At 42.4% G+C, this 11,566-nt stretch carries 15 protein-coding genes; 11 read left to right on the plus strand and 4 right to left on the minus strand.

The genetic code is table 11. The features are described 5' to 3' along the window. The first annotated feature begins 462 nt into the window (after positions 1-462). Both Xedl_RS16350 and Xedl_RS16355 read left to right on the plus strand, forming a co-directional pair. On the plus strand, positions 463-1,683 hold the full coding sequence (locus Xedl_RS16350) for a tyrosine-type recombinase/integrase (protein ID WP_074024845.1): 1,221 nt from the start codon (positions 463-465) through the stop codon (positions 1,681-1,683). Positions 1,684-1,930: 247 nt separating this feature from the next. After that, positions 1,931-2,173: a hypothetical protein gene (locus Xedl_RS16355; RefSeq protein ID WP_074024846.1), complete on the plus strand. Its 243-nt coding sequence runs from the start codon at positions 1,931-1,933 to the stop codon at positions 2,171-2,173. Here Xedl_RS16355 and Xedl_RS16360 read toward each other — a convergent pair whose 3' ends face one another. Then, the gene (locus Xedl_RS16360) at positions 2,174-3,208 is read right to left on the minus strand and encodes an IS630 family transposase (RefSeq protein ID WP_074024847.1); all 1,035 of its coding nucleotides are present in this window, start codon (positions 3,206-3,208) and stop codon (positions 2,174-2,176) included. It abuts the gene before it with no gap. A gap of 53 nt (positions 3,209-3,261) precedes the next feature. On the opposite strand from Xedl_RS16360, the gene Xedl_RS16365 reads away from it, so the two are divergent. The 3 genes from Xedl_RS16365 to Xedl_RS16375 all read left to right on the plus strand — a co-directional run bounded on the left by Xedl_RS16365 (position 3,262) and on the right by Xedl_RS16375 (position 4,601). Further along, the gene (locus Xedl_RS16365) at positions 3,262-3,621 is read left to right on the plus strand and encodes a DUF6387 family protein (protein ID WP_074024848.1); all 360 of its coding nucleotides are present in this window, start codon (positions 3,262-3,264) and stop codon (positions 3,619-3,621) included. An 86-nt stretch (positions 3,622-3,707) separates the two neighbouring features. Beyond that, positions 3,708-3,989 carry a helix-turn-helix transcriptional regulator gene (locus tag Xedl_RS16370; RefSeq protein WP_074024849.1) on the plus strand — a complete coding sequence of 94 codons (282 nt, stop codon included), beginning with the start codon at positions 3,708-3,710 and terminating at the stop codon, positions 3,987-3,989. 18 nt (positions 3,990-4,007) lie between these two features. Next, the gene (locus Xedl_RS16375) at positions 4,008-4,601 is read left to right on the plus strand and encodes a BRO-N domain-containing protein (RefSeq protein WP_074024850.1); all 594 of its coding nucleotides are present in this window, start codon (positions 4,008-4,010) and stop codon (positions 4,599-4,601) included. Positions 4,602-5,103: 502 nt separating this feature from the next. Here the strand turns inward: Xedl_RS16375 and Xedl_RS29815 are convergent. Beyond that, positions 5,104-5,274 carry a hypothetical protein gene (locus Xedl_RS29815; protein ID WP_047680438.1) on the minus strand — a complete coding sequence of 57 codons (171 nt, stop codon included), beginning with the start codon at positions 5,272-5,274 and terminating at the stop codon, positions 5,104-5,106. Positions 5,275-5,410: 136 nt separating this feature from the next. Between Xedl_RS29815 and Xedl_RS31675 the strand changes: the two genes are divergently transcribed. From Xedl_RS31675 to Xedl_RS16405, 6 genes are all read left to right on the plus strand, one after another. Then, a complete protein-coding gene (locus Xedl_RS31675; RefSeq protein ID WP_074024851.1) occupies positions 5,411-5,659 on the plus strand; it encodes a hypothetical protein in 249 nt (82 codons plus the stop codon). Beyond that, a complete protein-coding gene (locus tag Xedl_RS16385) occupies positions 5,652-5,822 on the plus strand; it encodes a DUF4222 domain-containing protein (RefSeq protein WP_074024852.1) in 171 nt (56 codons plus the stop codon). The genes Xedl_RS31675 and Xedl_RS16385 overlap by 8 nt, the downstream gene beginning before the upstream one ends. A gap of 2 nt (positions 5,823-5,824) precedes the next feature. Next, the gene (locus Xedl_RS16390; RefSeq protein ID WP_074024853.1) at positions 5,825-6,130 is read left to right on the plus strand and encodes a hypothetical protein; all 306 of its coding nucleotides are present in this window, start codon (positions 5,825-5,827) and stop codon (positions 6,128-6,130) included. Then, positions 6,124-8,838, plus strand: coding sequence for a TOPRIM and DUF927 domain-containing protein (locus tag Xedl_RS16395; protein WP_074024854.1), 2,715 nt, complete (start codon positions 6,124-6,126; stop codon positions 8,836-8,838). The genes Xedl_RS16390 and Xedl_RS16395 overlap by 7 nt, the downstream gene beginning before the upstream one ends. A 246-nt stretch (positions 8,839-9,084) precedes the next feature. After that, a complete protein-coding gene (locus Xedl_RS16400; RefSeq protein WP_074024855.1) occupies positions 9,085-9,483 on the plus strand; it encodes an antiterminator Q family protein in 399 nt (132 codons plus the stop codon). Positions 9,484-9,868: 385 nt separating this feature from the next. Then, positions 9,869-10,576 (plus strand): Thoeris anti-defense Tad2 family protein, encoded by a 708-nt coding sequence (locus Xedl_RS16405; protein WP_074024856.1) that lies wholly within the window; start codon positions 9,869-9,871, stop codon positions 10,574-10,576. Positions 10,577-10,756: 180 nt separating this feature from the next. On the opposite strand, the gene Xedl_RS16410 is transcribed toward Xedl_RS16405, so the two are convergent. After that, positions 10,757-11,044: a HigA family addiction module antitoxin gene (locus Xedl_RS16410; RefSeq protein WP_074024857.1), complete on the minus strand. Its 288-nt coding sequence runs from the start codon at positions 11,042-11,044 to the stop codon at positions 10,757-10,759. Between the two features lie 11 nt (positions 11,045-11,055). Beyond that, complete coding sequence (locus Xedl_RS16415) at positions 11,056-11,337, minus strand: type II toxin-antitoxin system RelE/ParE family toxin (RefSeq protein WP_074024858.1); 282 nt, start codon at positions 11,335-11,337, stop codon at positions 11,056-11,058. Between the last annotated feature and the right edge of the window lie 229 nt (positions 11,338-11,566).

Here is an 11,566-nt window from a genome sequence, read left to right on the forward strand (position 1 = left end):
AAAAATAAATCAAAAACAGTTTCCATTATTTTTGATAATCAGAATTCATATTGTTAAATCAATAAGTTAATTAAGATTAAAAGCAGAAGGTTCAGAGAAGTAAATTCCAAAAAATCGAACACAACGATGTTAAGTTTTTGTTATGCATGAAAAATAACGAGTGACTATTGAACAACAACAACAGAAGGAAAATTAATAAAATGAGAAGTGTCTCGCTTCAGCAACCTCTCATTTTTATCTAAAACTTAAATTAGATTTAATCTAAGGTGGGGTTCATAAAAGCGAGATCATATGGCGTTGTATTACTTCGCGTTCATATGCTTTCGTGATCTTAAAAATTAACATTTAAAATCAACTAATTAAATCAAAAATCACACTGTACATTGTTCCAGTGTTTCTTGACGTTTTATCACTTTTACGCAACACTGTGTATAAACATTTATATAAAGATCTTGGGTGACTATGTCCGCCGAACTCAACAAACTCAGTGACAAAAAACTTAAAAATCTACACGGAAAAGAAAGGGACGCTATCGAATTTTTTGCCGATGGTGCAGGCTTAAGTGCAAAATTATCTAAAGTCGGTGGTATTAGTTGGGTCTTTACATACCGACTTGATGGCAAGAAGCTAAACCGCCTTACCATTGGACGCTATCCTGATATGCCTCTCAAGCAAGCCCGTGAAACGCGGGATAAATGCCGTAACTGGTTGGCTTCTGGTAAAGATCCAAAGTTACAGTTTAGCTTAACTATGCAGGAATCATTAAAACCAGTCACTGTAAAAGATGCTATCGAGTATTGGATAGATAACTATGGAAAAGACAACCGCGTAAGTATTGATAAGCATATAGCTCAACTAAATAGATATATTTATCCCAATATTGGGAACATGGCATTATCAGACTGTGAAACGCGCTATTGGCTTCAATGTTTTGATAATATAAAGAAAAAATCCCCTGTTTCTGCTGGAAGTATATTCCAATTATGCAAACAAGCTTTAAAATTCTGTCGTGTGAGAAAATTCGCTATTAGTAATGCTTTGGATGATTTAACCATTCCAGATGTAGGCAAGGTACAAAATAAAATCGATAGGTTTTTAACCGATAATGAGTTAGGTCAATTATGGAGATCTATAAATACAAATACTCACACTCCTTATTACAGTAACTTATTAACAATCTTGATTGTGTTTGGCTGTAGAACTCAAGAGGCTATATTATCGACACATTCGGAGTGGGATTTTAATTCCATGCTGTGGACTGTTCCAAAGGAACATAGTAAGTCTGGTTGTAAAATCATTCGCCCCATACCAGCATATATGAAGGAATTTTTAGAAAAACTTATCTACCAAAACCATAAAAGCGGTTATTTACTTGGTGGATTAAAAGACGGCGCAACAGTGGCGAGATATGGGATAAAAATATGGAAAAAATTAGGCCATACTGAAAAATGGACATTACATGATTTAAGGCGCACCTTAGCAACTAAGCTAAATGATATGGGCATCGCACCACATGTCGTGGAACAGCTTTTAGGCCACGCTTTACCGGGCATCATGGCTATATACAACAAGAGCCAATACCTACCAGAGAAGCTAGACGCTTTAAACAAGTGGTGTGAGCGATTGGATGTATTGGCGGGTAATTATGAGAATGTGGTTCTTTTAAAAACGAGTCAGAAATGAGAATTAATAAAAAAAGTGATTTGCCAAAATGGTTTGATATTGAGAAATACAGTGTATTCCACAATATAGGTGATAATGATCTATTAAATCAATTAATAGTTGACGGGATTATTTATCCTATGGCTCTCTAAGTGAAGGAATCTATTTTTGTCTGGATGAACATAAAGATATTACAGAAAAATATTATACCGAAATATTTTCAAATGTCATTAGGCCTCTATCTAGTTCAACTTGGCATCGTAATAGAATGAAAACCAAAAAATATAATGATATGCAACTAAGTTCAACAGATATTGTAACCCCACTACAGTTAATTGATATAAAAAAATTAGAGAACCCAGTTAACAACTATATAAATCAGAAAAATATAAAACACTCACTGAGAGGACAAAAAGCTTCAGTAAATAAACTCAATCCATATTCAAGTGAGATGATGATTACTTTAGATATGGATAGCCCAGATGAAATTTTACTAAATGACTTTTCATAATTATGAGAGTTTCATATTTCCTATTCCTTTCCATTGATTTTTTGAAGCTGCATTTAAAAAAAACTTAACTCTTTTGATGAGCATCCACATATATCGGCAACAAGGGTTCCGTGTGACGGTTTCATGCAAGGATTGCCATAGCCGCTCTATTTTATTCAGCCAAGGAGAATAAACCGGAAGAAATAACAAGTTGACTGTTGGGTTTTGCTCCAGCCACGTCTTGACCCGCCGACTTTTATGAATGCTGTAATTATCCAAAATAAGGGTCAACGTTTTTGCATGACGGTGACACCGTTTTAACTCTTCTAACATACTGATAAATAAACAAGAGTTTTTCCTATCAGAACTCGTGTAAAAAATTTCCCGCGTTTGGCTATCAAAACATCCGGCAAAGTAATATTTTTGGTTTTTACCCGGTGTGATGATCCGTTTTTGTTGGCTTTTAAGATACCAGTCTGACCCTATTTTAGGATTGAAATGAATATCCACTTCGTCTTCATAAAACACGGGATGCTCTTTTGATGCGCCCAGTAATGCCTGGTTAATTTGCTTCATCTTCTCTTCATATTCAGGATCTTTTTCATGTAATGTGGGTGCAGCTCGCCGCCAAACGATCTGATTTTTGCAGAGAAAGCGATAAAGGGTGCTGATTGAAAATTTTATATGAGTCAACTCGTTGAGTTGTATCACAAAAAGCTCAAGGCTCCAGCGAGAACGCCCATAACCGAACTGCTGAGGAGAGAGTTTCAATAAATAAAAGAGAAAAGGTAAAAAACAGGTTAAATTCCATCGTTGATGACGGCCTGAGGGCTTAGTTTGCAATCCTAACCAACCGTATGTTCTAAAAGATTTTATCCAACGCCATACAGAAGACTGAGCGACACAAAGTGTTTCAGCGACGTGAAAAACGGGCTTCCCTCGATGAATCATGAGAATGGATAGAATACGGATGGCATACTTTTTATCGGGCGTTTTTTGCGCCCTTTTTTTCATCAGGCGTCGTTCGTTGCGGGGAATAGGTGGTAGGATAACCATAACTCAGTCCTTCTTTTTGCTTTTTTGTTTCTGGGAAATCCAAATTCGCCAAAATGGGACTGAGTTTCTTTGACACTCCTACCATTTTGAAAAGTCATTTAGAAGATATCAGAAAATTATTACCAGAGTGGAGAAAAGAATTAAATTTCAGTTCCAGAGAGCCAAACGTGCAAACTTCAAGTTCATGGGATGTGGTTAAAAGGAAAATATTAGAATATAAAATAGTTCCCATTGTTGATTTAATGTGCTGGAATAAAATAATAGGCAAAAGAATTACTAATAAGAAAATTGCTCAATTAGTTTTTCTACATGGAGAATACGACTCTACTAACATAGCTCAGACCATAAAGCCATTTATAGAAAATTTAATGAGTGATTTTTCTATAGAAAAATATCAACGATTAATTAGATAGGAAAATTATTTTTTATTTTTCTGATGATACCCTTATCTTAAACGTAGAAAATACCCTCACAAAAACAACTAAACAGTGAGGGTAACATGACCATTCGATACAACACTCCTACGCCAGAAGAACGCCGCTCTATCCTTTCCGAATACGGCGAACCTTATGATCGTCTTGTACGTGAAAAGGAACGCCAGCACATCACCTCTATTTCCAGAACGTCAGCATGGAAACTGGAAAATGAAGGTCGCTTCCCTGCCCGTAAGCCATTAGGCCGCAATTCCTGTGCTTGGTTGCTCAGTGATCTGCTTCATTGGGTACGTAACCCGCCAACAGTAGAGAACGTAAATAACCCCTATAGCCGAAAATCAAATTAATTAAGACAGGGTAAAAATATGACATCTAAAAATATGGCCTTAAATGGTCAGGGACTTGCTCACGCTGAAAACAAAAAAAAGGATATTTTAAAAGTTGATCCAGCGGATATCTCATTTATTAAATTTGAGGGCATACAGGTACAGATAATTAAAATTAATAATGAACCGTGGTTTATTGCAAAAGATGTTTGTGACGCACTGGGAATAGTTAACTCGCGTGATGCTTTAAAAGCTCTCGATTTGGATGAAAAAGATACCGTAGCTTTAACCTACGGTATTCAGGGAAACCCTAATAGAGGTGTTATTTCTGAATCTGGGTTTTATAAGCTAATCACCCGTAGCCGCAAGGCCACCAAGCAAGGAACATTCGCCTATCGGTTCGCTAATTGGGTATTTCGTGATGTGATTCCGTCCATTCGCAAAACAGGTTCCTACGGTGTGCCATTTGCTGCGCTGAACGACTTCACACGACGACAGAACGAATACAAAGCAATTGCGTCTCAGCGTGGGCGCGATCTCCAATCATGCAAGGGAGAGCTAGCCAGCTTAAACAAAGAAGGAAGGGAGCTTTGGAGAACATACCAGCCTGACCTTTTGGAAGAGGCAGAATGATGATCGTTATGTCTGGTGGCTCCTTGGGATTAAGGAGTCCTATTGCCGAGGTCATTAACTCAGTGACCTCGAAGAATACCGTAGTCCTCACTTTGGCTGGTCACTCAGCGAAACTTTTCGCTCAGTTCCAATCGGAGAAATATTTCGCTGATGGGTATACGAATATTTTCGGACACCTTAATAACTCATTGATTTCCCCGCTGACCGTCAAATTGGCGTTTGGTCGTAGTTTGGGAGGCTCCCCGATAATTTCGGGGTGGCTGCTTAACTCATTGATATTTAATCAAGCTGCAAATATGCAGTCTGCTTGTAATTTGAGCGCCTCACTTAGTGGAGCACAAACTTTGCGACTGTCATTTAGTCAGTCACAAAAAGAAAAGGATAGCACGGCGAATGCTACCCTTTGGGATGATGGCTCTTTCCATCATGAGATAAATCAATTAGTTATCTACACCCTTTTAAGAGAGGCAGTTAGGCTACCCTCTTTAAGAGGTTTGGTTGGTTATTGTTCAATGCCGCGAGATTGCAACTCTTTACGGATAATTCTCTTTATCCATGCAGATATAGATTCATCACCATCAATTTTCATCGCTTCCCTCATAGCTTGTTCTAATTGTGGCTCAACTCTGAATGCAATTTGTTTATTACCTCTCGGTAAATTTGTGTTTGACATATGTAATACTCAGGGTGTATGTTGTTTGTGTCTGACAGTGTACAACACATTTGTGTCAGATGTAAAACAACAACGCCCCGAAGTGCTACCAACACTATCGAGGCGTCTAACCAAAAACGTAAAGGAGTCTTACGCTATGGATACACCACAGCATAACCAAACTCGCCTTAAATTTACATTCCTAATTGCATCGGGCACTCAACGGCTAGTGGATCTTCACCCTGTACGCCTGATTACTGTACTGGCAGACAACGAAGGTGAAGCCCGTCTACTGGCGGGTATTTCTTCCCTGATATTTGTTTCCCGTCAAGCATGGGATATCGGTATCGACACTCCTTTCAACTGTAGCGATATATCTACTGTTCAGGGGGTGAACCATGCGTAACCCCGAACCTCATGACTATTACACCCACAAGAACGGGGAAGCCGTACAAGTGCTGTCAGTGGCCTTTAATCGCGTGACTTTTGTCCGTGATGGTTATCACACCCCATGCACCATGCCATTAAGCCGTTTCACTCAAGAATACACCTACGCAGGGAGAGCCTGATCATGTCTGACATCTATAACCACTTGGTACGCACCAGCTTTAACGATCTGAGCACCGAAGAACTCAAAGATCTGCGTAAAAACTCCGAAGGGGCATTGAGTAGCGTGATGGCGGCCATGTCTGCAATGGGGGAGATGGCGTTCTGGTCAGTTGATAACGAAAGCTATGACAATCGTCAGGCAAGGGAAGATTTACGCCGTATCGGTGAAGCATTGATGTATTTACCGAGGATCGCCGAAGCGCTGAACGACACGGAACAAAACGCCCAGTTTGAAATCCATCACCGCGAGGGATTCCCAAAATGGTAAGTCATATTGATATTCGTTCGGTGAAAGCAGCGGCGCAAGGGCAATGGCAAGGTTTATTGTCTGCCTGTGGGGTGGATGTTCCAGCAAAGGGTAAGCATGGCGCTTGCCCCATCTGTGGCGGTACTGATCGCTTTCACTTCATGGATGACCACGGTAACGGTGACTGGCATTGTCGCCAGTGTGATAACCCGCATCATGGTGATGGCTTTGATTTACTGATGAAGGCCAAAGGAATAACGATCACCGAGGCCGCAAAGATGGTTTCTGAGGCGCTGTTGCTTCCTTTACCAGAACCCAAGCCCGCCAGAAAGGAGGCTCCAAAATCGGAGGCTCCTCCGATAGCCGAGAAAGTGAACAAGCTGGTGGCTCAGGCTACTATCGGACAATCCGACTATCTGACCAAAAAGGGGCTGCCATGCCCCGATCAGCGATTATTGAAAGATGGCTCTTTAGTGCTGGTCACTCAGGCACTGGACAGCACAATCACCGGTGCTCAGGTCATTAAGCCGAGTGGTGAAAAGCGCTTTGTGCCCGGCTCGAAGAAAAAGGGGAGTTTTATCCCCTTATCGCCCATCACCGGAACGCCGGACACGATCATTATTGCTGAGGGCTATGCAACGGCCTTAACCGTCAGCCAATTGCATGAGGGCTTGGTGCTGGCTGCGCTGGATGAGGGTAATTTATCGACGGTTGCCGGACTGGTGAGAGATCGGTGGCCGACAGCAAAAATCATTCTGGCGGCTGACAATGATTGGCATGAATTGGGTGAATTAGACGACAAGGGCAAACCCAAGAAGAACGTCGGCAAGATTACAGCAGAGAAGACAGCCAAAGCTACCGACGGGTGGATCACATTACCGCCGACAGAACATAAGGCTGATTGGGACGATTATCGCCAGAGTCACGGCATTGAGGCAGCAAAGCAGGCGTTTAGTAAGGGGTTGTATCAGGTGGGAGCGAATATGTCCGTGGTGATTAATTTGGATGCATACCGTGAGAAAGAACACGATCCGCTGATACCGTTTGTTGATGTTCGCACCGAGGGCGTTTTTTATGTCACACCGAAATTAGACAAGGAAACAGGCGAAATCGTCAAATCGGAACAGTGGCTATGTTCACCGATTGAGGTTATCGGAACGGGCATTGATGATAGTGATGAGCAATACCTGATTGTTCGCTGGAAAGCGACAGGCCATAAAGAGCCGGTCATTAAAGGAATTGCATCGGCCGACATTGGTGAGCGCGAAGGCTGGCGGATACTCAAGGCGGGGGGTGTACAGGTGACAACTAAAAGTCATCTCAGGGCAACCCTGGCTGACTGGTTGATCCGAAGTTACACCCAGAAAATCTGGAGTATCACAGCAACATCGGGCTGGCATAAAGGGGCTTATATCATGCCGGACGGCTCAGTGATTGGCGTACCCCAGCAACCGGTCTTGTTTAACGGGGGAAGTGCATCAGCAAATGCCTATACCGTCTCAGGAACGCCGAAAAGCTGGCGTGAGAATGTAGCAATACTGGCAAACAATAACCCCTTTATGATGCTGGGTATTGCGACCGCGTTAGCGGCTCCTTTAGTGGGCATTGTCGGGGCTGATGGCTTCGGCATTCATCTGTATGCCCAATCAACCGCAGGCAAAACGACAACCGCCGATATTGCCACCAGTTTATACGGTGAGCCAGATAAGCAGCGCCTGACATGGTACGGAACCGCGCTGGGGATTGCCAATGAAGCATTGGCTCACAACGATGGCCTGTTATCGCTGGATGAAGTCGGACAGGGAGCGAACCCGAAACACGTCCATATGTCAGCCTATACGCTGTTTAACGGTAAGGGCAAAATTCAGGGAGCAAAAGAAGGCGGCAACCGACCCATGTCAAGCTGGCGAACAGTCGCTATCAGTACTGGTGAGAAAGATATCCCCACGTTCCTAATCGAAGCCGGTATTAAGGTTAACGCGGGGCAGTTAGTCAGGTTACTGAATATTCCGATGGAACGAGCCAGGGAGTTACACGGCCTGGGAAATGGTAAGGCGCATGCTGACGCTTTAAAACAGGGGTGCAGGGAACACTACGGGGCAGCGGGAAGAAAGTGGATTGATTATTTATCCTCACATCAAAAAGAAGCCAGACAAGCCTATGTTGATGCACAGGCTCGATGGAGCCAGTTAATTCCTGAAAGCTACGGCGAGCAGGTGCAGCGGGTCAGTGATCGCTTTGCTGTACTGGAAGCTGCCATGTTGTTAGGGCGCGTTGTGACCGGATGGGATGAACGCGGGTGCAGGGATGCCCTGCAATATATCTTTAATGTCTGGGTAGCTGAGTTCGGGACAGGGAACAAAGAGCAGGAACAGATTGTCGAGCAGGCCATTTCATTTCTGAATGCTCATGGTATGAGCCGTTATGCGCCATTGCCTTATGATGAAAGGGATCTACCGATACGGGATTTAGCGGGTTACCGGGAGAAAAAAGGGATTCATGATGATGCGCCGATTATTTTCTATACACTGCCCGCCACATTCAAACAGGAGATCGCCAAAGGGTTTAACGTGGATATGTTCGCAGATACGTTAGTGAAAAATAGCATTCTCAAGAAGCCTGCCAGTGGAAGGAGTTTTCAGGGAAAGACACCGCGCCTTAAGCACTTAGGGGGTATCCAGCAACGGGCTTATATCATGGTGTTAGTGCCTGAATCAGACGACGAATAATTTCTCATGTGAGGGCTAAACCTGTTGTCTCAGTTGTCTCGGTTGTCTCATTTTTATTAACTATATGAATTGTAATTATTTTTATTTTTAAATTGAGACAACATGAGACAACAAACAGGGGTTTTGAGACAACATCAAACGGGAAACCGAAAGGACAGTACAGCAGAGGCATTATGAAAAAATTACTTAACTTACACTGTCAGAAAGAGAGTGGCTTCATGGGGATGTTGGTGGGGGAGTGTGCGAATGCGTGATATGCGGATGATACTCAGCCAATGGGGCGCATGGGCTAACGAAGGGAATAGTGATGTTGACTGGTCACCCATTGCGGCGGGATTCAAAGGGTTGACGGCCAGCACCCGAAAGAGCCGTGCACAATGTTGTGATGATGACGGGATAGCGATTGATGCGGCTGTTTTGCGATTGAAGAAGCACAACGCTTATTATTTTCAACTGATCGTGATGCACTACATTAAGGCGCTGCCATTAAGGGTGATGGGCAATAAATTAGGCATATCCCATAACGAAGTTGCCAAAAGATTACAGGCGGCCGAGGGATTTATTGAAGGCGTTTTGGCAGTCTCCGGGGTTATTTTGGAATTTGATAAAGGCGTACAAAAAAAAGTCGTCAATCAGGTTGCGTAATTACAAAAGTCGATATATTGTGATAAGAGTGATAGCTATGTCACGTAGCTTATTGGCTTTTCTCGACAGATGAGAAACAGTGATGTAGCGTTATCATCTGGTTTATTTATTTCAGACATTTTACCTCGCTTCGGCGGGGTTTTTTGTTGCCCTGTATTCAATAAAGATACCCAGAATCAGCCGCAAATTTCAAATTTACACTCCAGCGGATGATTCTCTTAGCGAATAGGCGGATTTTATAATGCATCACCACATATTCGTGCGTATTAGCTGTTGTGTGGCTGCATCCCATTGAGATAAAAATTTGCCTTAAGTAATATCAACTGGCGGTTTAGCTGTAGGATGAAATGACCTTTAACTTTAACGATAAATAAGTGAGGAAATGATGTCTGATGTTAATAAGCTGGATAATAAACAATGTCCGTTTGATCCTGACCAATACAAAACGAAGGTTAAGATTGATAATGATATAGCTGCACCAGAAAGCTCTTTTCCGTGGGCTATTATTAAAGCGTATTTAGGAAATAAAGTGTATCGTAGTAATTGGAATTTTCCTGTTGAATACATACGTCTTGCTGGCATACCTGATAACGATCCTTATATTGAAAAGCATAAACCGGAAAACACCACGTCTTGGAATCCAACTCAAGAAGATTTGGTTGCTTGTGACTGGAAAGTCATGTGTCCAGACGATAGCATGCTGTCTTTCGATCTTAAGATAGGGACTAGCTGTGGTATCGGTTGGTTTCAATATTGGGGATGTGCGACGGAAAAGACTACAAGTTACTCCCCTTTTGGTACTCTGACTAATCTTCAAAACACTCTAGGTATTAGAAAAATGACATATTTTGGGATTTTGGAAGACCCTGTCGGTACTTTTTCCGATGTGGCTTTGTCGTTTGATACCTTAGGCCTATCAGACTTAGGGAATAAGAATCTTGAAGTAATAGTTAATGGTTCAATTTATAATCTTGGCTTAAGTTTTAACGATACAGATTATATCGGCTATCAATCTGATGGTGCAAAACTACTAGGCGACCTACTGAAACAAAACGTAGGTAATACACTGTCTTTTTGTTTCAACTGGAAATAACCTCAAATCTATACCAGTATCCAAACCTCGCACTCGCGGGGTTTTTTGCTATCTACCCGTAGTCAACGCAGGGTTTACAATTCGAATTAATCGGGATCGGTACTAATGAAAGATGAATTCGAATGGTGCGATGAGTTCGATGGATTTTAATTCCCCCGAATTCGAGGGAATTACGAACCCTTAACCTTGCAGGTGAACGAATATCGGCCTGATTTCAGGGCGCTGTTGTTGGGAAGCCTGCCACAACTCATATTGGGACTGCATATTCGTCCACATTTCGGCACTGGTTCCCAATGCCGCTTCTAAACGAAGTGCCATATCTGCTGATATACCCGTGTTGCCATTTAAAATACGGGATAAAGCCACACGGGTTACGCCCAGTGCTTTTGCTGCTTCTGTAACAGAAATGTCGCCTAAATATTCGCGCAAAACAATTCCGGGATGTGCGGGGTTATACATTTTATTCATAGTATTATTCCTCAGTGATAATCTTGATAATTAACCAAAATGGCATCTTCGCCTTCAAAGCGAAATGTCAGCCGCCAGTTCCCGTTGACAGAAATAGCCCAGTGGCCTTTTAAATCAGCCCCCTTTAATGGATGTAATTTCCAGCCGGGTGCGTTCATGTCATCAGGTTTTTTAGCGGTGTTTAACGCGGTTAATTGAATATTCAGTTTTACAGCGTGATTTGTTTGAATGCCTGCTGTAGAGCCTGTTTTAAAGAATTTTTCTAATCCTTTATGTTTAAAACTTTTGATCATTGCGCACCGCCGTATATTGTATAGCGTCAGTATACGCAGGGTATGTGCAGTGTCAACTCAATTCGCCACCGCAATCACCCCCAGAACCTCAGTCTCTCCTATTGCGGCTGGCAACCTATTAACTCGCTAACGAGGTGAATGATGGAAAAGCGTATTGAAGAACCTTACTTTTTTAATCCAAATATGGATAGTGAAGAGCTGGAATACTGGTTAGGGCAGCAGAAAGTGT

It is taken from the genome of Xenorhabdus eapokensis (genome assembly GCF_001908105.1).

Excerpts from the sequence above, each read along its gene's own strand:
- Xedl_RS29815 (WP_047680438.1), bottom strand. The coding sequence starts at position 5,274 with ATGTCAAACACAAATTTACCGAGAGGTAATAAACAAATTGCATTCAGA.
- Xedl_RS16405 (WP_074024856.1), top strand. The coding sequence starts at position 9,869 with ATGTCTGATGTTAATAAGCTGGATAATAAACAATGTCCGTTTGATCCT.
- Xedl_RS16390 (WP_074024853.1), top strand. The coding sequence starts at position 5,825 with ATGTCTGACATCTATAACCACTTGGTACGCACCAGCTTTAACGATCTG.
- Xedl_RS16365 (WP_074024848.1), top strand. The coding sequence starts at position 3,262 with ATGGGACTGAGTTTCTTTGACACTCCTACCATTTTGAAAAGTCATTTA.
- Xedl_RS16350 (WP_074024845.1), top strand. The coding sequence starts at position 463 with ATGTCCGCCGAACTCAACAAACTCAGTGACAAAAAACTTAAAAATCTA.
- Xedl_RS16395 (WP_074024854.1), top strand. The coding sequence starts at position 6,124 with ATGGTAAGTCATATTGATATTCGTTCGGTGAAAGCAGCGGCGCAAGGG.
- Xedl_RS16370 (WP_074024849.1), top strand. The coding sequence starts at position 3,708 with ATGACCATTCGATACAACACTCCTACGCCAGAAGAACGCCGCTCTATC.
- Xedl_RS16410 (WP_074024857.1), bottom strand. The coding sequence starts at position 11,044 with ATGAATAAAATGTATAACCCCGCACATCCCGGAATTGTTTTGCGCGAA.
- Xedl_RS16415 (WP_074024858.1), bottom strand. The coding sequence starts at position 11,337 with ATGATCAAAAGTTTTAAACATAAAGGATTAGAAAAATTCTTTAAAACA.
- Xedl_RS16360 (WP_074024847.1), bottom strand. The coding sequence starts at position 3,208 with ATGGTTATCCTACCACCTATTCCCCGCAACGAACGACGCCTGATGAAA.
- Xedl_RS16400 (WP_074024855.1), top strand. The coding sequence starts at position 9,085 with ATGCGTGATATGCGGATGATACTCAGCCAATGGGGCGCATGGGCTAAC.
- Xedl_RS16375 (WP_074024850.1), top strand. The coding sequence starts at position 4,008 with ATGACATCTAAAAATATGGCCTTAAATGGTCAGGGACTTGCTCACGCT.
- Xedl_RS16385 (WP_074024852.1), top strand. The coding sequence starts at position 5,652 with ATGCGTAACCCCGAACCTCATGACTATTACACCCACAAGAACGGGGAA.
- Xedl_RS31675 (WP_074024851.1), top strand. The coding sequence starts at position 5,411 with ATGGATACACCACAGCATAACCAAACTCGCCTTAAATTTACATTCCTA.
- Xedl_RS16355 (WP_074024846.1), top strand. The coding sequence starts at position 1,931 with ATGAAAACCAAAAAATATAATGATATGCAACTAAGTTCAACAGATATT.